This is a genomic window from Allobosea sp. Root483D1, from assembly GCF_001429505.1.
Lineage (GTDB): Bacteria > Pseudomonadota > Alphaproteobacteria > Rhizobiales > Beijerinckiaceae > Allobosea.
The window spans coordinates 841,234-860,742 of the sequence record NZ_LMJW01000022.1; the positions used below are offsets into that span (position 1 = coordinate 841,234).

The following is a 19,509-nucleotide window of genomic DNA, read 5'->3' on the forward strand; positions in this document are numbered from 1 at the left end:
TTCGCTCCGTCCGGGATGACTCGCGCTTTTGGACCGAGGGGATTAGGCCGAGAACCCCAGCTCCACACGCACCTTGCGCGTCAGCCCCGCCGCGACCAGTCGGTGGCTCTCGCGCAGATAATCGCGGAAGGCGTCGTCCGGCAGGCCCTCGTCGGAGAAGCGCTGGATCCATTTCATCCCGCGCGAAGCGAGATAGGGAGCCGGGCGGCAGCCAGGTGCGTCGCGCAGCATCTCATAGGCCATCGGCGAGCATTTGAACGAGACGAAGAGCGTGCCGTCGGCATCGTCGCGGCCAAGCGCGAACACCTTGCCGCCGACCTTCCAGACATCGGCGCCGCCCCATTGCACGACATGGCTGGTCGCGGGCAAAGCGGCACAGAAGGCGTTGTATTCGGCGAGAGTCATGATGTCCTGCCGTCGCGGAGCGCTGGGTCGGATCACCTCATATCCCAAACGGCGGCCAGTTGGTGTCTGGAGCAACGGATCGATCCACCGTCCGTGCAGGATTCGCCCTACCGCTGCCAGAAGCGCTTGGCGATCTCCGTCTCGACCTGCTGTCTCGTCAGGCCGATATCGTTGAGCAGATGGGGATTCTCCCGCACCATTTGCGTGAGCTTCCAGCGCGCGCGTATGCGCTCGTGCCAGGTCGCAAGGATGCATCGCAGGAGCGAGGCGGGAGTATCGTTCATGGCAACCTCCCCATGGCTCGTGGGCACGCGGCCCACGGCGTGAAGGAGGTTTCGTTCTGCGGGATGCCAGCCGCGGCGTCCTTAAAGGCACCCGAATAGTTCCAAAAACCTCGAAACGGGCTATGGATTCGCCCTATGCCGGGATCGCGCTTCGCCTTTGGCCCATTCGTGCTCGATTCAAGCGCGGGAACGCTCCTTGAGAACGATGTCCCTGTCACTGCGAGTTATCGCGGCCTGAAGCTCCTGGCGGCGCTCGTCGGCCGGCCCGGCGACATCCTGGGCAAGGCCGAGCTGTTGGACGCCGCATGGCCTGGAATGGCCGTCGAGGAGGGCAACCTCACCGTCCAGATCGCGCAGATCCGGAAGCTGCTCGGTGCGCCCGCCGACGGCGGCGAATGGATCGCCACGGTCCCGCGCGTCGGCTATCGCTTTGCCGGGACGGTCGAGCAACTCGGCAATGCCAGGCGAAAGCCCTTGCCGCTTCCGAGCAAGCCATCGATCGCCGTGCTGCCCTTCGTCAACCTCAGCAACGATCCCGAGCAGGAATCCTTCGCGGGTGGGCTGACGGAAGATCTGATCACCGACCTGTCGAGGACTTCGGAGCTGTTCGTCATCGCCCGCAATTCGGCCTTCGCCTACAAGGGCAAGACGAGGGATGTGCGTGAAATCGCCGAGGAACTCGGCGTGCGTTATCTGCTGGAGGGCAGCATCAGGCATGCCGCCGGGCGCGTCCGCATCAATGCACAGCTGGTCGATGCGCTGACTGGCAATCATCTCTGGGCAGATCGTTTCGATCGCGAGCTGGGCGACATCTTCGCCGTCCAGGACGAGGTCACGGCGAGGATCGCCGAGGCCTTGCTCGGCCGGCTGCGCCTCCCGCCGCCGAGGCGACGGCCGAAAAGCCTCGAAGCCTACGATCTCTGCGTGCGGGCGCGCCGGCTGATGGACGACACGCCGCAGGCTGCGCAGGAAGCGCATCTGCTGCTGACACGCGCGGTGTCGCTCGATCCGGACTACGCCGAGGCCTATCGCTGGCTAGCCCTGAATCACTGGATGGGCTGGGTGCATTCCGGTGGCCCGACCGAGGCCTCCCGTGGCACCGCTCTGGAGCTGACTCGCAAGGCCGTCGCGCTCGATCCCAACGACGCCGGCTGCCGCTGGACCCTGGCCTATCTGCTCGCCTATGAGCACGACTTCGCCGAGGCAGATGTGGAATTCGCCAGGGCGATCGCGCTCGATCCGAACGAGGCCGATGCCTGGGCGGCGCTCTCCGACATCACGGTGCTGGCCGGGCAGGTCGGGGAGGGACTCGCGCACATCCGCAAGGCCTTCCGGCTGAATCCGTTTCCGCCGAGCTGGTACTATCTGTCGCTCGGCCAGGCACTCTATGCCGCCGGTGAGTATCAGGCTGCTGTCGAGGCGTTGCGCCGGGACGAGACCCATCGGACGAGTTCGCGCCGATTTCTGGCAGCGAGCCTGGCTCAGCTCGGCCGGCTCGACGATGCGCGCGCGGAGGCCGAACTCTTCCTGGTCGGGAATCCGGATTTCAGCATCCACCACTGGGCGACGATGGAGCCGTTCCGTGATGCTGCCATGCGCGAGCGCTTCGTCGACGGCTTCCGCCAAGCCGGCCTGCCGGAGTGATGCGGTCCGGCGCTGGCCATTCGGGCTGAGGCGTTGCCAGACTGGTTCCCGGGAACCAGTTGGGCCAGACGCTGTTGGTGAAAGCGAAAACCTGAAGGCGAGACGGCGATGAAACTCTCCGGCGGCTGCAATTGCGGACAGGTCCGCTACGAACTCGACGGCGAGCCCATCCGCGTCGGCATTTGCCATTGCGAGACCTGCCGCAAGAGCTCTGGTTCGGCCTTCTCCTATTTCGGAATCTGGCCCAAGGCAGCCGCAACCCTGTCGGGCGAGCTCGGGTGCTGGCAGGGCCGGGCGGGAGGCGAGCGCTTCTGTCCAACCTGCGGCTCGCCGCTGTTCTGCTGGGCAGATGGGTCCGACGAGATCGAGATCAGGCTCGGCACGCTGGACAGCCGGCCCAGCGCACTCACACCGGCCTATGAGCTCTGGACGATCCGGCGCGAGCCATGGCTGGCGCACCAGAAGGGCGCCGAGCAGCATATTCGGGATCGCGAGAGGCCGAACATCTAACGGTCGTTAGAAGTTCTCTGCATCGACACCATGGGCCTTGGCGGCCGCGACGATCTGGGACCAGGTCTCGTCGTCGAGCGGGATGCCGTCACGCTCGCGCTCGATCCGCGTCTTGCGCTCCTTGTCGCCGGGCGCCAGCACGGGCTGTGACGCATCCTGCGGCGCGGCGGCGCGCACGAAGGTCAGATAGCTTTCGATCCGTTGCTGGCGCAGGCTCGCATCCGGCTCGAGCCGCGCCGGGTCGATCAGCACGCCGAACAGCGAATTGATGATCCAGGTCTTGTGTGGCTTCTGGTCGATGCGGGCCGCGCCCATCAGTCCGGCGGAAAGCAGTTCGGCAATCAGCGAGAGGCCAGCGCCCTTGTGATCGCCGAACGGCAGCAGCGCGCCGAGCGGCAGGCCCTCCTGCAGGAAGACATGCCGGGGCTCGACGGTCGGACGGCCCTCGCCATCGATGATGTAGCCCTCCGGCACATCGACGCCCTTGTTGAGCGCGACGCGGGCCTTGCCATGCGCCATGCGGCTGGTGGCGAAATCGAGAATCAGCGGTTCGCCGCCCGGCACCGGCAGGCCGATCGAGATCGGGTTGGTGCCGAAGCGCGCCTCCTTGGCGGCGAAGGGCGCGACGATCGGCGGCCGGCCGGCGACATTGACCCAGAAGATCGAGATCAGCCCGGCAGCCGCCGCGACCTCGGAATAATGGCCGATTCGGCCGATATGATGGGAATCGAGCAGGTTGAGCACGGCGACGCCGCCGGTCTGCGCGATCGCTATGGCGCGGTCGACCGCGTTGCGGGCGGTCGGCTGGCCGAGTGCGACGTTGCCGTCGGCGATCACGAAGGGGCCCGCCTCGCTACGAATGCTGAGCTTGGCCTGCGGCTTCAGGTGGCCGTCGGCAAGCGAGTTGAAATAGAGCGGCAGCATGCCGATGCCATGGCTGTCATGGCCGCTGAGATTGGCGAGCACCAGATGTTCGGCTGTCTCCTTCGCCTCCGCCTCGCTCCAGCCGGCAGCGGTGATCATGGCGCGGGCGAGGGCGCGGAGCGCTTCCGGGCGGTGCAGGCGATACGAGGTCATGGCTCTCTATCGGGTGAGGAAATGGTCAGGGCAGAGTGCACGGGCCTGCGTTCCATGCAATGGACGCAGGCAAATGGCGCCGTCCCGGCCGGCGCATCTCGACGTTGCGCTCACCAATCCTTATGTTGCTGTCAGCAATCCTGTTTTCACCGGACCTTGAATCCGGTCGAGGAGGGACGAGGATGTTTTCGATACCCGGCCTGAAGGTGGTCTCGCTGACCGACGCCGCCGCGACCCGCATTCGCGAGATCATGGCGCAGTCGGCGCGCGACAACCCCGATTCGCCCGCGCTCGGCCTGCGCGTCGGCGTCAAGAAGGGCGGCTGCGCCGGCATGGAGTACACCTTCGAGGTCGCGCATGTGGCCGGGAAGGGCGACGAGGTCGTGACCGAGAAGGATGCGACCGTGATCGTCGACGCCAAGGCGGTGCTGTTCCTGCTCGGCACCGAGCTCGACTTCAAGACGGACCGGTTCTCCTCGACCTTCGTCTTCAACAATCCGAACCAGGTCTCGGCCTGCGGCTGCGGCGAATCGGTCGAGATCAAGCCGCGCTCGGAAACCGCGCTGGCGGCTCAGTAGCCCCGCTCATGGACGCCGCTGCCGTTGCGGAGCTGTTCGCGCCGGTGGTTTCGGTTCGGACCCGCCGCTTGTTCGGCGGGCTTGGCGTCTATGCGGAGGAGGCGATGTTCGCGCTCGCCTTCGATGGCGAGATTTTCCTGAAGACGACGGATATGACCCGGCCGGAATTCGCCGCGGCCGGTAGCGAGCCCTTCCGCTACATGGCGCGGAGCCGTGAGCGCGAGATCGGCTATTGGCGCCTGCCGGCGGCGGCCTTCGACGACGAGGATGTGCTGCGCCGCTTCACCGGACTCGCGCTGGTGGCGGCGCGCGAAGCTGCGCTCAGGAAAAGCGTCAATCCGCTCAGGCGACCTTCGCCGCGTCCAGGATCGCGTCCTCGGTGATGGTGCGGTTACGGCCGTCGCGCTTGGCCTGCAGCAGCGCGTTGTCGGCGCGCTCGACGATCGAGCTCGCCGTGTCGCCGCGCCGATAGACGGAGACGCCGAGCGAGATGGTGATGCGCCCGAGGCTCTCATTGGTCGAGCGCTTCACCAGTTCGCGTGTCAGCAGCGCCTGGCGCACGGTTTCGGCGCCGAACTTGCCGGCGACCACGTCCGCCTCGGGCAGGATGATGGCGAATTCCTCACCGCCGAAGCGGGTGATGATCGCCTTGTCCTTGAACTTGTCCCTCATCGTCTTGGCGACGAGGCGCAAAACCTGATCGCCGGTGAGATGGCCGTGCATGTCGTTGAAGTGCTTGAAGAAGTCGATATCCGCCATCACCAGCGCGAACGGCTCGCGCCGCAGCGTCGCCTGATCGATCGCCTTCTGCAGCATCTCCTCGAAATGGCGGCGATTGGCGAGGCCTGTGAGCGGGTCGGTCAGCGCCTCGGCCCGCGTCGACTCCAGCGCCTCGCGCAGATTGCGGATCTCGTGGGCGCTCTCGCGCAGTTGCGTCTCGAGCTGCGTCTTGCGCGCGACCTCCTCGCGGGTCGACAGCACCAGCGCCTCGACCCATTCGCGCAGCTTGTGCCGGTCGGCCGAGGGGGGAACCTCCTCCGACATCGCGCAGAGTCGGCCGTGATACTGCTCGCTCGAGCTCAGCGCCCGGTCGACCAGCGCCATCATGCTGTCGATCTCGCCAAGCACCTGCAGGCTGGTGCGCTCCGCCTGGCGCGAAATGCGATCGGTGCTGACGAACTTGTCGTAGAGCGTGTCGATGTCGGCGGCGCCGACTTCGCCATTGCTGGCGGCGATCACGGCGCTCATCGCCATGCTCAGCGCCGGCATTTCACCGCTGAGATGCGCGTACCAGACCTCGAAAGCACGGGGGTAACCGGGGGAATAATGCTGTCGCATCGCGGCGACGACCTGTTCCGCGAGGTCGTGCGTCTGCGGCAAGCCCGGTTGGCTGGTGGTCATGACATCCTGTCCCCCGCTGGGCGCGAAATTCTTCCGCGCCCGCTACGCGCCTGACCCTAGGGCAGACGGAGTTAAAGCAAGGTTGCCAGGAAACGCGATTCAGCCGGCGCGGACAGGGCGCAGCAGGAAGGCCGGGACGTGGTCGCCGAGGCCCTTGACCTGCGGTCCGTCGTCGAGGTCGTCACGGCGCGGCGCGCGTGGCCTCTCGCTGCCGCGACGCCGCGCGACATCGTCGGCGACAGGCTCCCGGCGGGGCGGACGCTCGCGCGGCAGCGCGGCCTCGCGGGCTGGAGCAGTCTCACGGGCAGCAGGCGCCGGCTCGGCCTTCGGCTCGCCACGCGGCGGCCTGCCATCGCGCCCGCCNCGGTCCTCGCCACGGCGGCCGCGGCGCTCCTCACGCGGCTCGCCGGGAGGAAGCGCGTCGACCCCGGGGCCCTCGAAGGCGATGCTGGTCCCGGTCAGCTTCTCGATCGCTGCGACGAGTTTCTCGTCATGGCGGGTGACGATGGTGAAAGATGCGCCCTCACGGCCGGCCCGCCCGGTGCGGCCAATGCGGTGGACATAGTCCTCGGCATGAGTCGGGACGTCAAAATTGAAGACGTGGCTGACGGCCGGGATATCGAGGCCGCGGGCGGCGACATCACTCGCCACCAGGATCGGGAATTCGCCGGTGCGGAAGGATTCGAGCGCCGCCATGCGGGCGTACTGGTCCATGTCGCCGTGTAGCGCGACCGCCGGGAAGCCATGGCTCTGCAGGGACTTATGCAGCGTTGCTACATCGCGCTTGCGATTGCAGAAGACGATGGCGTTCTGCAGGTCCTTGGCGTCGCGGATGAGCTTGCGCAGCGTGTCGCGCTTCTCGAAGTCCTGACTGTTGGAGGCGATCAGGCGCTGGGTGATGGTGGTCGCCGCAGTCGCCGGACGGGAAGCCTCGATACGGATCGGGTTGTGCAGGAACTGCTCGCTGATCCGGGTGATCTCGGGCGGCATCGTCGCGGTAAAGAACAAGGTCTGCCGCGTGAAGGGAACAAGTTTGCAAACCCGCTCGATGTCCGGAATGAAACCCATGTCGAGCATGCGGTCGGCCTCGTCGATGACGAGCAGCTCGACGCCTGTGAGCAGCAGCTTGCCGCGCTCGACATGATCGAGCAGGCGACCGGGCGTCGCGATCAGCACGTCGACGCCGCGCGTGATCTTGGCGTCCTGATCGCCGAAGGAGACGCCGCCGATCAGCAACGCGACCGAGAGTTTCTGGTTGACGCCGTAGCGGGTGAAGTTCTCCTCGACCTGGGCCGCGAGCTCGCGGGTGGGTTCGAGGATCAGCGTGCGCGGCATCCGGGCGCGGGCGCGGCCGTTTTCCAGGATGGTCAGCATCGGCAGGGTAAAGGCAGCGGTCTTGCCGGTGCCGGTCTGCGCGATCCCGAGCACGTCCCTGCGGGCGAGCACATGGGGGATGGCCTGGGCCTGGATGGGGGTGGGCGTCGTGTAGCCGGCGGTGGTGACCGCGGTCAGTACCTTGTCGCTCAGGCCGAGTTCGGCAAAAGACATCGATGGGTGCGCTTCTCAAAGGTCGGGGACACGTAGCGGGATGACCGATCGACCGCAACGCTGGCGCGACTTTGCTGGGTTGCGCGCCTTCGGACGCCCGTGCAATGCAGAAAAAACAGGGCAAAGTCAACATTCTGGAGCCGGTTCCGATCCGCTTGCATCGCGAGCGGATCAATAGAGCGGTCTTTGAACTGAAAATGGCAGACGGATTCACCGATGAGGGCGTTTCAACCCGATCGGTTCCGGCTCGAGCGAGGTTGCTGAAGAATGCTTGCGACGCAGACTAGGAATCCCGAGCCGCTCGTCCTGATCCCGGGATTGAGTTGCACGCCCGCACTCTATGCTCCGCAATGGCCAGCCCTGGCGCCGGGGCGGCAGATTCTGGTTGCCGAGACCACCGCCGACGACACGATCGCCGCCATGGTCGAGCGGTTGCTGGCGGCGGCGCCTGAGCGCTTCGCACTGTGCGGGCTGTCTATGGGCGGCTATATCGCCTTCGAGGTGATGCGGCGCGCGCCGGAGCGGGTGACGCGGCTCGCTGTGCTCGACACCACCGCCAAGCCACCGACGCCCGAGACCAATGCGCCGCGCGAGCAGATGATTGCGTTGGCGCAGAAGGGCGCCTTCGACAATGTCGTGACCCTGCTCTGGCAGAAGCTGGTCGCGCCCGACCGATTGGCCGACGAGGCGCTCCGGCTGGAGGTCAGGGCGATGGCGGAAGCAGTGGGGCCCAACGGGTTCATCCGCCAGCAGCGCGCGATCATGGGCCGCTGCGATGCGCGGCCGGTCCTCGCGGCCATTTCCGTTCCGACGCTGGTCGTGGTCGGCGCGGAGGATGCGATCACGCCGCCCGATGAGGCGCGCGAGATCGCCGCCCGGATCGGCGCGCAAGCACGCTATCTGGAGGTGCCGGGCTGCGGCCACCTCTCGACCTTGGAGGCGCCGGACATCGTCACGCCGGCCCTGCTCGACTGGCTGGGCTGAGCCTCAGCGCGGAACCACGCAGGGATCGAGCTTGGTCTCGTTGGCGCGCTTGACGATCGAGCCGGTGACCAGCGGATCGATGACCTGCCCCTTGGCCGCAGCCTGGGCGACCTGACGCATCGCGTCGCGATCGAGCTGCGCCGTCTGACTCGAGATGAAATTGGCGGCGATGACGGAGAGGAATGCGATCGCCGCACCGGCTTTGGCGACATCGGCGACCATGGTACCGCGCTGGCTGCGCAGGAAGGCGATGACGAGGCGCATCGCGAACTCCGGACAAGATGAAAGGCGTCAGACGCCGACAAGCGCAGCATGCGACGGCGGCTGTAAAAACTTGGTTAGCGGAGTGTCTCCGCTTTAGATCGCCATCGCTTGCTGCGCTTGGATGACTTACGCTACGACAGCCGACAGTCGTCACTTGTGAAAGAGGCGTCGCATGCTGAAGCTCGGTGCCCGTGGTGAGCCGGTCCGGCTCATGCAAAGCCAGCTCAACCTACTGCCGACGCGGCTCGTCAAGCTCGTCGCCGACGGCATCTTCGGCACGCGGACTCACGGCCGGGTGCTGGAGTTCCAGGGCAACAACCAGCTCGAAAAGGACGGCGTCGTCGGCCCTCTGACCCTCGACCTGATCGCCAATCTGCTCAAGAATCTCAACAATATCCTGCCGGTGCCGCCACCAATGCCGGTTCCCAAGAAGCCATCGGCTGTCCGACTGGTCACCGATCAGCTCTATCCGAGCTTTCCCTCCGCCAACAACCTGATCACTCAGGTCATCCCGCCGATCGCCGTGATCCAGACTGCGACCTATAGGCAGGGGGCAGGTGGCCCGCCGCTGGACTTCCAGATCATGCCGGCGACGACGGGACGGCTCGCAATCTTCGCCGCCCGCAACAAGGACGGGATCGAGCGCGCCGTAATCCTGCTGCTGCCGGCTCAGGTCAAGCCGGATCGCCTGCTGATCTGCATCAGCCATGGCTTCGGCGGGCAGGGGGCGAAGACGCGGGCTAGGCTCGCGGCGCTGAACTGGACGAATCCACTGTCGAAGCCCTTGATCGACTACGTGCTGCTCAACCACGTCGTCAATCGCTGGGGCGCCCAGACGCTCGCGGCGCAGAAGCGCAATCTCGGTTACATGCAGATCGTCCGCTCCGGCGCCGCGGGCGGAGAGCTCGGTCCGTTCGCCAGAGATGCGACCTTCCTGCGTCAGGTGCTGACCGAGATGAGCGATCTCACCAATGGCGCCTTCTCGTTCAACACTTTGGAGACGATGACCTTCTCTAGCGGGATCAGCGACCACAACCTGTTCGTCTCGCAAGCGGAGAAACAGTTCGACATCGCGGCCAGTTACGCCATCGACCCTGTGCCGCAGACACGGCCTGCGAACTCCAAGGGCAAGAGGCGGTTGTTCCGCAGCGGCGTGACCTCGCAGGGGCCGCCGCTGCCCGGCTCCGATTTCCTGCCGGTCGGGCGCTGGAGCAATGAATGGGCGAATTTTCGCCTGAAGACAGACGGCGAATACGACTACATGCACAACTGGACGATGCCGTTCTACGGCCTCTATCTCGGCATCCAGACCTCGTAGCGGCCGAGATCCGAAACTTCAATCGCGCCCCTCCAGCCGGCTGCGATGCTCGCGGAACAGCTTGCGCAGCGCGTCGAGCGTGGCGAGCACCGCCACCCGCTGGCGGGTACTTTCATGCGAGACCAGGAAGATTTCGTCGGCGGTCGCGTCGGGCGGCTCCTCCAGCCGGATCAGCGCCGCATCGGCATCGGCCAGGAAGCAGGGCGCCATCGAGACCGCGCCGGAGGAGCGGATGCTCTCGTAACGCGCGGCGGAATCGCCGACGCGGGCGGCGATCGGCCGGCCTGCCGCCCAGGCGAGGATGTGCTGCTCGATCCTGGACGAGACGTCCCGGCTGACCGAGATCACCGGCGCGGTCGCCGGATCGACATCGCGGCGGACATAGAAGGCCTGCGCCAGCTTGCCGACTTTCTGGCCGAAATAGCCGGTGTCTCCTGGCGGCTTGCGCATGCGGATCGCGATCTCGGCTTCGCCGCGCGCCAGATCGAGGCGTTCGCGGGTGCTGATGATGACGATCTCGATCCCGCCCGCGGCGGCCGAGAGCCGGGCGGCGTGCTGGGTCAGGAACAGGCTGATCGAAGTCGTCGCGGTGATGCGCACCGGGGCGTCGTCGCGGATGCGAGCGGCGTTCGCCCGCGTCTCGAACCGCGCCACGGCCTCGGCGGCGGCAGCCGCGTCGGCGGCAAGCGAAAGCCCGATCCCGGTCGGGATCAGGCGGTTGGCGCCGCGCTTGAACAGCGCCAGGCCGAGCCGCGCCTCGAAGGCCTTCAGCCGCCGCGCGACGGTGGTCTCACTCAGCCCGAGCGCAGCCGCCGCCAGAGAAAGCCCGCCACTCGCGGCGACGGCGTGGAAGATTTCAAGATCGGACCAGAGCGAGGTTTGGGCCGAGGCCTGGGCATCGCGTCGAGATGGAGAGGCAGGAGGCTCGCCCATGCGCTCAACGGCCAGAGATAGGTCTGGGAAGTGTCGCGCTGCGCGAAGTCATGATCGGTATCGTGTGGATCGGTCGGCATGCGCGCAGAATGGCCGCATGCCGATCGCGAGACAGCCCGGCGGGCTTGCGGGGGAGCCCGGCGCGCAAGCCGCCATGGCGGGTTTCACAGGTCGATCAGCTCGCCGGCGAAGGCGGCTCGTTCCTGGATGAAGAGAAAGCGTGCCTCGGGCTTGTTGCCCATCAGGCGCTCGACCGTGTCGGAGGTCTCTTCCTTCGCCTCGTGGTCGACCATGACCTTGAGCAAGGAACGCTTGCTCGGGTCCATCGTGGTCTCCTTGAGCTCGGCCGGCATCATCTCGCCCAGGCCCTTGAAGCGGCCGATCTCGGGCTTCTTGCCCTTGAAGACGGTCTCGATCAGTTCGTCCTTGTGGGCATCGTTGCGGGCATAGACGGACTTGGTGCCAAGACGCAGCCGATAGAGCGGTGGCACGGACAGATAGAGATGACCCTTCTCGATCAAACGCGGCATCTGGCGCCAGAAGAAGGTGACCAGGAGCGAGGCGATATGGGCGCCGTCAACGTCCGCGTCAGTCATCACGATGACCTTCTCGTAACGCAGATCGTCCTCTCGGAACTGAGTGCCGATGCCGCAGCCCAGCGCCAGGATCAGGTCGGCGAGCTGCTGGTTGGCGTTGAGCTTTTCGCGCGTCGCATTGGCAACGTTGAGGATCTTGCCGCGCAGGGGCAGAATCGCCTGGTTGGCGCGATTGCGCGCCTGCTTGGCCGAGCCGCCGGCGGAATCGCCCTCGACGATGAAAAGCTCGGAGCCCGCCGCGCCGGCATTGCTGCAATCGGCGAGCTTGCCGGGCAATCTCAACTTGCGTGTCGCGGTTTTGCGCGAGACTTCCTTTTCGAGGCGCCGGCGCTGGCGCTCCTCGGCCCGGTCGACCGACCAGTCGAGCAGCCTCAGCGCCTGCTGCGGCGAGGCGGCGAGCCAATGGTCGAAGGCGTCGCGCATCGCGTTCTCGACGATGCGGGCGGCTTCCAGCGTCGCCAGCTTGTCCTTGGTCTGGCCCTGGAATTCCGGCTCGCGGATGAAGACCGAGAGCATGGCGGCGCAGGTCGCCATCACGTCGTCGGCGGTGACCTGCGCCATGCGCTTGGACTGGCCGATGCGCTCGGCATGGTCGCGCAGGCCGCGCAGCAGGGCGATGCGCAGGCCCTGCTCATGCGTGCCGCCTTCCGGCGTCGGAATGGTGTTGCAATAGGAGGAGGAGAAGCCGTCCTCGCCAGTGGCGAGCCAGGCGACCGCCCATTCGAGCGCACCATGGCCGCCTACCTTGGTGATCTTCCCCGAGAAGATCGGCTCGGCGACGAGGTCCTTGCCCTCGATCTCGCGGGCGAGATAGTCGCGCAGGCCGCCCGGGAACTTGAACACCGCCTCGGCCGCGACGTCGCCCTCGGGCTGCAACCGCGACGGCGCGCAGCGCCAGCGGATCTCGACGCCGCCGAAGAGATAGGCCTTCGAGCGCGCCATGCGGAACAGCCGCGCCGGGACGAAATGCGCGCCTTCGCCAAAGATCTGCGCGTCAGGATGGAAGCGCACGCGGGTGCCGCGCCGGTTGGGCGCCCGACCGACCGTCTCCAGCGGCCCTTGCGGGAGGCCGCGCGAGAAGGTCTGGCGATAGAGCATCTGACCGCGCGCGACCTCGACCTCGACGAGGTCGGAGAGGGCATTGACCACCGAGACGCCGACGCCGTGCAGGCCGCCCGAGGTCTCGTAGACCTTGGAGTCGAACTTTCCGCCGGCATGCAGGATCGTCATGATCACTTCGAGCGCCGACTTGTCCGGAAATTTCGGATGCGGGTCGATCGGCATGCCGCGGCCATTGTCGGTGACGGCGAGCGAGCCGTCGGCGAAGAGCTCGACATCGATGAAGCTGGCATGGCCCGCCACCGCCTCGTCCATGGCGTTGTCGATCACCTCGGCGAAGAGGTGGTGCAAGGCCCGCTCGTCGGTGCCGCCGATATACATGCCGGGCCGGCGCCGGACCGGCTCCAGTCCCTCGAGCACTTCGATGGTGGACGCGTCGTAGTCGGCCTCCGAGGGCGTGCCGCTGCGCGGTGCCGGGGCAGGGCGCGCGGCAGGCTTCGGCGCAGGGGCGGGCGCGCGCGATTCCTCGCGCATGCCCTTGCCGCCGTCATCGCCAAAGAGATCGTCCGCCATCGTCACCGTACTCGCTGATTCGCTTGGTCTGCAGGATATCGTATCGGCCCGCCCGCCGCTTGCCGGAGCCCCTATAACCCGCCCTTCATCCGCAATAAACCGATCGGATTGCCGCCGGAAGTCAGGATGAGCAAGGCCGTCGCCGAACCGTCATCCAAGGATGGCACAGCCAGCCCTGGAAGCGCTGCCGCCGCTCGCCGGTTCAGCAGCCGTTAACGGCCGCGGTTCCATCATCGTCATGCGAATCGGGACTGGTTCCGGGCACGCTTTCGGCTAAGCTGGCATTTGGGGAGAAGGTCACGTGGCGTCGCGTTCGGCAGTACCCAAGATCCGCATCGCCGGCCTCGAGCGGGCCGCACGTTTCGCTGGCGAGTCATTCGCCTATGAAGAGCTGTCCGGCTTCGAGACGCGACAGGGCGCCGAGGCCGCGCAATTGCGCCGGCTCTGGTGGGCCGCCGCCATCGTCGCCCTGATCGGCCTGGCGATCGTCGCGCTGCGCTGAGCGCTCACTTGGGAATTCATTGAGCCCTCATCCTGAGGAGCCATTTCGTCAGGAATGGCGTCTCGAAGGATGCTTCGGGAGGCTCCCGTGACATCTGGACCATCCTTCGAGACGCCGCTGCGCGGCTCCTCAGGATGAGGGCTCAAGGGAGCCGACTGCGTAACCTGCGCTTCACGCGGGCGCTTTCAAGGCATCGTAGAACTTGAGATGGGCGAGGGCGGCCTCGTCCCATAGCTTGGCGAGGTCGACGCCGATCGCCTCGGCCTTGCGGGCCTGGGCCGCGAGCACGGCCTCGGCGAAGTCCTCGGGCGCAGCGTCGACCCGGCAGAGCACTGTCGCCGGATTGTTGATCTTCGCCTTCAGCGCCGGAGCGAGCGCGAACTCGTCCTGCCTCTCGGCTTCCGTCGAGACCAGCGGGGTCGCAAGCTGGCTGACCGCCTGGAAGCTGCCGCGCCGCGTGCTGATGCCGTCGGTGAAGGGCAGCAGGAAGACGTCGGCGGCCGAGAGCGTCGCCATCAGTTCGCCCTCGTCGTCGATCCGGCCGCGGAAATCGAGCCAGTCGGAGACGCCGAGCTCGCGCGCCAGTGCGAGGAACGCCTCACGATCCCCAGGCTTGTCCCAGAGGAAATCGCCGCAGACCAGCAGGCGCGCCTTGACGCCGCGCCGGTGCAGCGCCTGCGTCGTCCGCAGCAGGACATCCGGACGCTTGCTGGCATAGAGCACGCCGAAATAGCCGATCACGACATCGGCTTCGCTTGCGCCGCTGCCACGTAGCTTCGTCCGCTCCGCCGCGACCCGCTCGGGGTCGATGCGCGCCGGCATGATGTTGGGGCCGATCGGGATGACCGGGGCTGCGCGCTTCTTCGCCGCGCCGACCAGCGGCGTCGTCTGAAAACTCTCGCGCTGCTGCGGCGAGACGAAGACGAAGCCGTCGCAGGCCAGGATGTCAGGCACCATCGAGAGATAGCGCAGGCGGTTGAGCGAAGCCCATTCGTGCAGGGTGATGGCGATGCGGCCCTTGCGCGTCATCAGCCGCGCCGCCAGCAGCGCCGAACCCGGCACGATGCTGTTGCCCCAGCCCTCGATCGGCAGCTGGAGATGCACGATGCGGTCGCGGCGCAGCTCCTGCGCGATCGCGCCGATGAAGGCGGCCGGCCGCTCCGGCTCGATCGTCCGGATCGCGACCAGGCCCGGGCGCAGCGCATTGACGGCGTCGGCAAGCCGATAGGCATAGTCCATCACCGCACAGGTGACGGGCCTTGCCGAGCCGAAGATGACGACGGATGGGGCGGAAGAGGGGGAGTGCATGCGCCTGCGGCCGTGCGGGGGATGAGACGTTGCCTATCGCACAGCTTTCCTAAGCTTGCGTTGAGTCAGGTAGCTGGCTCCAGCGGGCCGAAACTCGCGATCAGATTGCAACGCCGGTCCGGGACGCCGTGGACCTGTTCCGCCCAACAGGAGTAGCCGAGAATCAGCCGCTTCATTTCCTGAAGCGGGCGGCTGCCATCGTCACCGGTTTCGCGCAGGCATGACAATGTATCGTAGCCGGCGGCGCCCAGCTCGGCCCAGGCCTTCTCGCCGTCCGGCTTGTGGTTGCTTTCGAAGGTGAGGATCGGGCGATGGCGTGCGAAGGTTTCGCGCAGCCCGGCGAAGACGTCGGCCTCGAAACCCTCGACGTCGCATTTCACGAAGCCGATCCGCTTCGTAGCATTCGCGATCTCCGGCTCGTGCTGCGCCAGATACCGGTCGCCATGGCGTACCGGCAGCACGATGTCACCCTTGCCCGAGGCGAAGCTGCCGCTGCCATCGTTGCCAGCCTGGAGCAGCGAGAAACGGAGCTCGGCGTCCTCCCGCCCCAGCCCAACCTCGTGCAGGCGGACATTGGCCGTTCCGGACAGCAGGAGGTTGGTCTTGAACAGCGATGCGATCGGTGGATTGGGCTCGAAGGCGATCACCTCCGCGAACGACCCTGCCAGTGATAGAGAATGATTTCCTATATTGCCGCCAATGTCGAGGAAGGTCGTGCCCTGCAGATTGCGGGCGCGAAAAATTGTCCTGAGCAGCTCGATCTCGCGGCGCTCGTAGATGCCGTTCCCGATGATAGAGACGCCGAGATAGTCGGTGGGGATGACAGCCAGCCGGGGAGCCGGAGGCAGGTGCTTCCTGCTCCCCGGGACGATCGCTTTGGCCATAAGGTCGTAGGCGCGGCGGATCGCGTAAGTCGCGCGCGTCTCGTTGATCCTCAGCATGGCCGGCTCGTTCGTTGAGATCACAGCGCGCAGCCTTAGCAGCGATCTTCTACGGAACATTTAACCTGCGGTTGCGGTCGCTCGCAGATCGGAAAGCGACCCATAAGGAGTGGCCAGGCGCTTGGAACTTGACAGGAAAGGAATTTTATCCCATATATGTTCTTGTTATGTTCTTAATGATTCATTGAGGAAAAGCGCATGCCTTCATATGCTCTGTTCGACGATACCGTCGTGGCGCGCACCGCTGCCGCCAGCACGGGCTGGACGGCGTTCACCAATCTGCAAACCGTCTTCGACTATGCGCGCAGCCAGAACCGGCCGCTGTTTTTCCAGCCCGGCGTCTATGATTCTCCTACAACCACGGTTCTTTCTAGCAATGGCGGCGGCAAGCCGCTGTTCGCGCGGGCGATGCCCGGATCAGTGGTATTGCGTTTCAACGGCACCAATACGTTCCTGCGGATCGAAGGCCAGAATCAGGTCCATTTCGATGGCATCACCTTCGATGGGCAGAACCGAGCATTGTCCGACTACGTGGGTGGTCGCCCTGCGTTCATCGCCATCGCCGGCAATGCCCAGGACATTTCGTTCGAGAACTGTCAGATCCTGAACTCGCCGGGCATCGGCGCCTATGTCGCGAGTTCGTCCGGTGCCATCTTCCGCGCTTGCTATTTCGGCAACCACTCGGTGGGCATCTGGAGCGAGAACGCGCAGATCAAGGCGCTGAACAACACACTCGCCGGCATGCAGAACAATGGCATCGCCATCTGGCGCGACACCATCACCGGCGACAGCTCCACGATCACGGGCAATTTCATCAACGGCGTCGACACGGTCGCCGGCGGAACCGGCCAGAATGGCAATGGCGTCAGCGTCTTCCGGGCGATCGGCGTCTCGATCACGGACAACAAGATCTTCAACACGAAGTTCTCGGCGATCCGCTGCAATGGCGGCGGGCTGCACAATGTCAGCAACAACAACATCTACAACACGCGGGAGGCGGCGATCTTCATCGAGGCGCCGGGCGTTGGAATCGACCTGACCGGCTGCATTGTCTCGAACAACAGCCTGGACACGGTCGGCAGCGGCATCCTCGTCGCAAACTCCGGTCAGTTCAGTGACGGCATCTCGCGCAGCGTGGTGGTTGAAGGCAACCGCATCTCGAATGTCACCGACAACCCGATCCCGGACGCAGGTTACTATCCGCCCTCGACCATCGGCAACGCGATCGTGGTGGAGCAGGACTGCGTCGTCTCAGGCAATCTCGTCGAAGGCGCGGCACGCGTCGGCATCATGGCTGGAATCAACACCGCGGCGCGGGACCTAATCGTCACCGGGAATCTGGTCCGCAATGTCGCGATCGGCATCGGCGTGTCGAACGAGGCGGTTACCAATTCGGGTCGGTCGGTCGTGGTCTCGGGCAATATCCTGCGTAGCGCCAGCCTCGGCGGCATCGTGCCGGCGGTCTTCACCGGGACGACGATGAACCGGGTCGGCACTGCCGAGTATGGCAACGACCTCGCCACGGCCGTTGGCAGCGTCACCTTCGGGCACAACCGCTATCTCTGAGCCGGTCTGATCCGCCCGTAGCGCGGTGTGAAAAAAACCGGGGCGTCGCCGCCCCGGTTCGAAGGTGGACTGCGGACCGCCGCAGTCGGGAGGAATCCTGTCCGAGCCAGAGGCTCAGTAGGAATAGTACATCGCGAACTCGACCGGGTGCGGCGTCATCTCGTAGCGCATCACATCCTGCATCTTGAGCTCGATATAGCTCTCGATGAAGTCGTCGTTGAAGACGCCGCCGGCCTTCAGGTAGGCGTTGTCCTTCTTGAGCGCGTCGAGCGCCTCGCGCAGCGAGCCGCAGACGGTCGGGATCTTCTTCAGCTCGCGCGGCGGCAGGTCGTAGAGATCCTTGTCCATCGCCGGGCCGGGATCGATCTTGTTGATGATGCCGTCGAGGCCGGCCATCGTCAGCGCGGCGAAGGCGAGATAGGGGTTCGCCATCGGATCGGGGAAGCGGACCTCGACGCGCTTGGCCTTGGGCGAGGTCGTCCACGGAATACGGCAGGAAGCCGAGCGGTTGCGCGCCGAATAGGCGAGCAGCACCGGGGCCTCATAGCCCGGGACGAGGCGCTTGTAGGAGTTTGTCGACGGGTTGGTGAAGGCGTTCAGCGACTTGGCGTGCTTGATGATGCCGCCGATGTACCAGAGGCATTCCTGCGAGAGGTCGGCATACTTGTTGCCGGCCATGATCGGCTTGCCGTTCTTCCAGATCGACTGGTGGACGTGCATGCCGGAGCCGTTGTCGCCGAAGACGGGCTTGGGCATGAAGGTAGCGGTCTTGCCGTAGCTCTGCGCGACGTTGTGGATGCAGTACTTGTAGACCTGCATCTGGTCGGCCATGTGCGTCAGCGTGTCGAACTTCAGGCCGAGCTCATGCTGGGCCGAGGCGACCTCGTGATGGTGCTTCTCGACCTTGGCGCCCATGGCTGCCATGGCCGCCAGCATTTCGCCGCGCATGTCCTGCGCCGAATCCTGCGGCGGGACCGGGAAGTAGCCGCCCTTGGTGGCGATGCGGTGGCCGAGATTGCCGCCCTCGTACTCGGTCATGCCGTTGATCGGCAGCTCGACATTGTCGAGCTTGAAGCCGGTGTTGTACGGGTCGGCAGCGATCTTGACGTCGTCGAAGACGAAGAATTCGGCCTCGGGGCCGACATAGACGGTGTCGCCGATGCCGGTCGACTTGAGGTATGCCTCGGCCTTCTTGGCCATGCCGCGCGGATCACGACCATAGGGCTCGCCGGTCGCCGGCTCGAGCACGTCGCAGGTGATGACCATGGTCGAGGCCGAGAAGAACGGGTCGATGCAGGCCGTCGTCGGGTCCGGCATCAGCAGCATGTCGGACTCGTTGATCGCCTTCCAGCCGGCGATCGACGAGCCGTCGAACATCGTGCCCTCGGCGAAGATTTCTTCGTCGATCATGCTGATGTCGAAAGTGACGTGCTGCCACTTGCCGCGCGGGTCGGTGAAGCGGAAGTCGACGTATTTGACGTCATTGTCCTTGATCGCCTTCAGGACTTCTTTGGCGTTCTTCATCTCACGACTTCCTTTGTCGACTGCTAGGGTCTCACGACAGACGTTGCCGGCGGGTCCGTCGGCGCACGCATTCCTTGTGGGTCGGGGAAATTCCTCAGATCGCGTCCGCGCCGGACTCGCCGGTGCGGATGCGGATCGCCCCCTCCACGCTCGATACAAAAATCTTGCCATCGCCGATGCGGCCGGTCTGGGCGGCCTTCTTGATCGCCTCGATCGCGCGCTCGACCATATCGTCGGCCAGCACGATCTCGATCTTCACCTTCGGCAGGAAGTCGACCACGTATTCGGCGCCGCGATAGAGCTCGGTATGACCCTTCTGGCGGCCGAAACCCTTCGCCTCGAGCACCGTGATGCCCTGGAGGCCGACTTCTTGCAGCGCCTCCTTCACCTCGTCGAGCTTGAAGGGCTTGATGATCGCTTCGATCTTCTTCATGCGCCGACCGACCTCCTTGGCGTGAGCTGGCGCCACTGTACGCAGCCTTCCTCCGTTCTGA

The 19,509-nt window shown here is 65.6% G+C and carries 19 protein-coding genes and 2 pseudogenes; 8 read left to right on the forward strand and 13 right to left on the reverse strand.

The features are described 5' to 3' along the window. Positions 1–42: 42 nt before the first annotated feature. Both ASE66_RS26695 and ASE66_RS32275 read right to left on the reverse strand, forming a co-directional pair. Positions 43–405, reverse strand: a complete 363-nt coding sequence (locus ASE66_RS26695) for an MmcQ/YjbR family DNA-binding protein (RefSeq protein ID WP_057192738.1) — start codon at positions 403–405, stop codon at positions 43–45. 107 nt (positions 406–512) lie between these two features. Next, positions 513–689, reverse strand: coding sequence for a DUF1127 domain-containing protein (locus ASE66_RS32275; protein WP_156412339.1), 177 nt, complete (start codon positions 687–689; stop codon positions 513–515). Positions 690–824: 135 nt separating this feature from the next. Between ASE66_RS32275 and ASE66_RS26700 the strand changes: the two genes are divergently transcribed. Continuing rightward, positions 825–2,333, forward strand: a complete 1,509-nt coding sequence (locus tag ASE66_RS26700; protein ID WP_057192739.1) for a winged helix-turn-helix domain-containing tetratricopeptide repeat protein — start codon at positions 825–827, stop codon at positions 2,331–2,333. 108 nt (positions 2,334–2,441) lie between these two features. Next, positions 2,442–2,843: a GFA family protein gene (locus tag ASE66_RS26705; protein ID WP_057192740.1), complete on the forward strand. Its 402-nt coding sequence runs from the start codon at positions 2,442–2,444 to the stop codon at positions 2,841–2,843. Positions 2,844–2,849: 6 nt separating this feature from the next. On the opposite strand, the gene ASE66_RS26710 is transcribed toward ASE66_RS26705, so the two are convergent. Continuing rightward, complete coding sequence (locus ASE66_RS26710; protein WP_057192741.1) at positions 2,850–3,920, reverse strand: malate/lactate/ureidoglycolate dehydrogenase; 1,071 nt, start codon at positions 3,918–3,920, stop codon at positions 2,850–2,852. 182 nt (positions 3,921–4,102) lie between these two features. Here ASE66_RS26710 and ASE66_RS26715 point away from each other — a divergent pair, with 182 nt between their 5' ends. Both ASE66_RS26715 and ASE66_RS26720 read left to right on the forward strand, forming a co-directional pair. Next, a complete protein-coding gene (locus ASE66_RS26715; RefSeq protein WP_057192742.1) occupies positions 4,103–4,498 on the forward strand; it encodes a HesB/IscA family protein in 396 nt (131 codons plus the stop codon). Between the two features lie 8 nt (positions 4,499–4,506). Next, positions 4,507–4,881 carry a TfoX/Sxy family protein gene (locus tag ASE66_RS26720; RefSeq protein ID WP_057192743.1) on the forward strand — a complete coding sequence of 125 codons (375 nt, stop codon included), beginning with the start codon at positions 4,507–4,509 and terminating at the stop codon, positions 4,879–4,881. On the opposite strand, the gene ASE66_RS26725 is transcribed toward ASE66_RS26720, so the two are convergent. From ASE66_RS26725 to ASE66_RS26730, 3 genes and pseudogenes are all read right to left on the reverse strand, one after another. Next, on the reverse strand, positions 4,841–5,899 hold the full coding sequence (locus tag ASE66_RS26725) for a GGDEF domain-containing protein (protein WP_057192744.1): 1,059 nt from the start codon (positions 5,897–5,899) through the stop codon (positions 4,841–4,843). The genes ASE66_RS26720 and ASE66_RS26725 overlap by 41 nt on opposite strands. 99 nt (positions 5,900–5,998) lie before the next feature. Further along, positions 5,999–6,262, reverse strand: a pseudogene (locus ASE66_RS33460) (DEAD/DEAH box helicase); the annotation flags it as partial. 1 nt (position 6,263) lies between these two features. Then, positions 6,264–7,447 (reverse strand): annotated as a pseudogene (locus tag ASE66_RS26730) (DEAD/DEAH box helicase); the annotation flags it as partial. A gap of 267 nt (positions 7,448–7,714) precedes the next feature. Between ASE66_RS26730 and ASE66_RS26735 the strand changes: the two are divergent. Beyond that, positions 7,715–8,431, forward strand: coding sequence for an alpha/beta fold hydrolase (locus ASE66_RS26735; RefSeq protein ID WP_057192746.1), 717 nt, complete (start codon positions 7,715–7,717; stop codon positions 8,429–8,431). Between the two features lie 3 nt (positions 8,432–8,434). Here ASE66_RS26735 and ASE66_RS26740 read toward each other — a convergent pair whose 3' ends face one another. Further along, positions 8,435–8,695 (reverse strand): hypothetical protein, encoded by a 261-nt coding sequence (locus ASE66_RS26740; RefSeq protein WP_057192747.1) that lies wholly within the window; start codon positions 8,693–8,695, stop codon positions 8,435–8,437. Positions 8,696–8,867: 172 nt separating this feature from the next. On the opposite strand from ASE66_RS26740, the gene ASE66_RS26745 reads away from it, so the two are divergent. Further along, on the forward strand, positions 8,868–10,013 hold the full coding sequence (locus ASE66_RS26745) for a peptidoglycan-binding domain-containing protein (RefSeq protein ID WP_057192748.1): 1,146 nt from the start codon (positions 8,868–8,870) through the stop codon (positions 10,011–10,013). Positions 10,014–10,031: 18 nt separating this feature from the next. Here ASE66_RS26745 and ASE66_RS26750 read toward each other — a convergent pair whose 3' ends face one another. Continuing rightward, complete coding sequence (locus ASE66_RS26750) at positions 10,032–10,946, reverse strand: LysR family transcriptional regulator (protein WP_057192749.1); 915 nt, start codon at positions 10,944–10,946, stop codon at positions 10,032–10,034. Positions 10,947–11,110: 164 nt separating this feature from the next. Continuing rightward, positions 11,111–13,174 carry a DNA topoisomerase IV subunit B gene (parE, locus tag ASE66_RS26755; RefSeq protein ID WP_057192750.1) on the reverse strand — a complete coding sequence of 688 codons (2,064 nt, stop codon included), beginning with the start codon at positions 13,172–13,174 and terminating at the stop codon, positions 11,111–11,113. Positions 13,175–13,475: 301 nt separating this feature from the next. Here parE and ASE66_RS26760 point away from each other — a divergent pair, with 301 nt between their 5' ends. Then, the gene (locus tag ASE66_RS26760) at positions 13,476–13,676 is read left to right on the forward strand and encodes a hypothetical protein (protein WP_057192751.1); all 201 of its coding nucleotides are present in this window, start codon (positions 13,476–13,478) and stop codon (positions 13,674–13,676) included. A gap of 171 nt (positions 13,677–13,847) precedes the next feature. Here the strand turns inward: ASE66_RS26760 and ASE66_RS26765 are convergent, their stop codons facing one another. Further along, positions 13,848–14,984, reverse strand: coding sequence for a glycosyltransferase (locus ASE66_RS26765; protein WP_156412340.1), 1,137 nt, complete (start codon positions 14,982–14,984; stop codon positions 13,848–13,850). A 65-nt stretch (positions 14,985–15,049) separates the two neighbouring features. Next, a complete protein-coding gene (locus tag ASE66_RS26770; RefSeq protein ID WP_057192753.1) occupies positions 15,050–15,925 on the reverse strand; it encodes an FkbM family methyltransferase in 876 nt (291 codons plus the stop codon). Positions 15,926–16,123: 198 nt separating this feature from the next. On the opposite strand from ASE66_RS26770, the gene ASE66_RS26775 reads away from it, so the two are divergent. Next, positions 16,124–17,491 carry a TIGR03808 family TAT-translocated repetitive protein gene (locus tag ASE66_RS26775; RefSeq protein WP_057192754.1) on the forward strand — a complete coding sequence of 456 codons (1,368 nt, stop codon included), beginning with the start codon at positions 16,124–16,126 and terminating at the stop codon, positions 17,489–17,491. Between the two features lie 114 nt (positions 17,492–17,605). Here the strand turns inward: ASE66_RS26775 and glnA are convergent, their stop codons facing one another. Together glnA and ASE66_RS26785 are read right to left on the reverse strand one after the other, a co-directional pair. Continuing rightward, positions 17,606–19,015, reverse strand: a complete 1,410-nt coding sequence (gene glnA / locus ASE66_RS26780) for a type I glutamate--ammonia ligase (protein ID WP_057192755.1) — start codon at positions 19,013–19,015, stop codon at positions 17,606–17,608. Between the two features lie 94 nt (positions 19,016–19,109). Next, positions 19,110–19,448: a P-II family nitrogen regulator gene (locus ASE66_RS26785; protein WP_057192756.1), complete on the reverse strand. Its 339-nt coding sequence runs from the start codon at positions 19,446–19,448 to the stop codon at positions 19,110–19,112. Positions 19,449–19,509: the final 61 nt, after the last annotated feature.

Bases quoted from the DNA above. Each gene is read 5' to 3' on its own strand.
- ASE66_RS26750 (WP_057192749.1), bottom strand. From the start codon at position 10,946: ATGGGCGAGCCTCCTGCCTCTCCATCTCGACGCGATGCCCAGGCCTCG.
- ASE66_RS26745 (WP_057192748.1), top strand. From the start codon at position 8,868: ATGCTGAAGCTCGGTGCCCGTGGTGAGCCGGTCCGGCTCATGCAAAGC.
- ASE66_RS32275 (WP_156412339.1), bottom strand. From the start codon at position 689: ATGAACGATACTCCCGCCTCGCTCCTGCGATGCATCCTTGCGACCTGG.
- ASE66_RS26765 (WP_156412340.1), bottom strand. From the start codon at position 14,984: ATGCACTCCCCCTCTTCCGCCCCATCCGTCGTCATCTTCGGCTCGGCA.
- ASE66_RS26770 (WP_057192753.1), bottom strand. From the start codon at position 15,925: ATGCTGAGGATCAACGAGACGCGCGCGACTTACGCGATCCGCCGCGCC.
- ASE66_RS26695 (WP_057192738.1), bottom strand. From the start codon at position 405: ATGACTCTCGCCGAATACAACGCCTTCTGTGCCGCTTTGCCCGCGACC.
- ASE66_RS26720 (WP_057192743.1), top strand. From the start codon at position 4,507: ATGGACGCCGCTGCCGTTGCGGAGCTGTTCGCGCCGGTGGTTTCGGTT.
- ASE66_RS26705 (WP_057192740.1), top strand. From the start codon at position 2,442: ATGAAACTCTCCGGCGGCTGCAATTGCGGACAGGTCCGCTACGAACTC.
- ASE66_RS26740 (WP_057192747.1), bottom strand. From the start codon at position 8,695: ATGCGCCTCGTCATCGCCTTCCTGCGCAGCCAGCGCGGTACCATGGTC.
- ASE66_RS26715 (WP_057192742.1), top strand. From the start codon at position 4,103: ATGTTTTCGATACCCGGCCTGAAGGTGGTCTCGCTGACCGACGCCGCC.
- ASE66_RS26725 (WP_057192744.1), bottom strand. From the start codon at position 5,899: ATGACCACCAGCCAACCGGGCTTGCCGCAGACGCACGACCTCGCGGAA.
- ASE66_RS26735 (WP_057192746.1), top strand. From the start codon at position 7,715: ATGCTTGCGACGCAGACTAGGAATCCCGAGCCGCTCGTCCTGATCCCG.
- ASE66_RS26710 (WP_057192741.1), bottom strand. From the start codon at position 3,920: ATGACCTCGTATCGCCTGCACCGCCCGGAAGCGCTCCGCGCCCTCGCC.
- ASE66_RS26785 (WP_057192756.1), bottom strand. From the start codon at position 19,448: ATGAAGAAGATCGAAGCGATCATCAAGCCCTTCAAGCTCGACGAGGTG.
- parE (WP_057192750.1), bottom strand. From the start codon at position 13,174: ATGGCGGACGATCTCTTTGGCGATGACGGCGGCAAGGGCATGCGCGAG.
- ASE66_RS26775 (WP_057192754.1), top strand. From the start codon at position 16,124: ATGCCTTCATATGCTCTGTTCGACGATACCGTCGTGGCGCGCACCGCT.
- glnA (WP_057192755.1), bottom strand. From the start codon at position 19,015: ATGAAGAACGCCAAAGAAGTCCTGAAGGCGATCAAGGACAATGACGTC.
- ASE66_RS26700 (WP_057192739.1), top strand. From the start codon at position 825: ATGCCGGGATCGCGCTTCGCCTTTGGCCCATTCGTGCTCGATTCAAGC.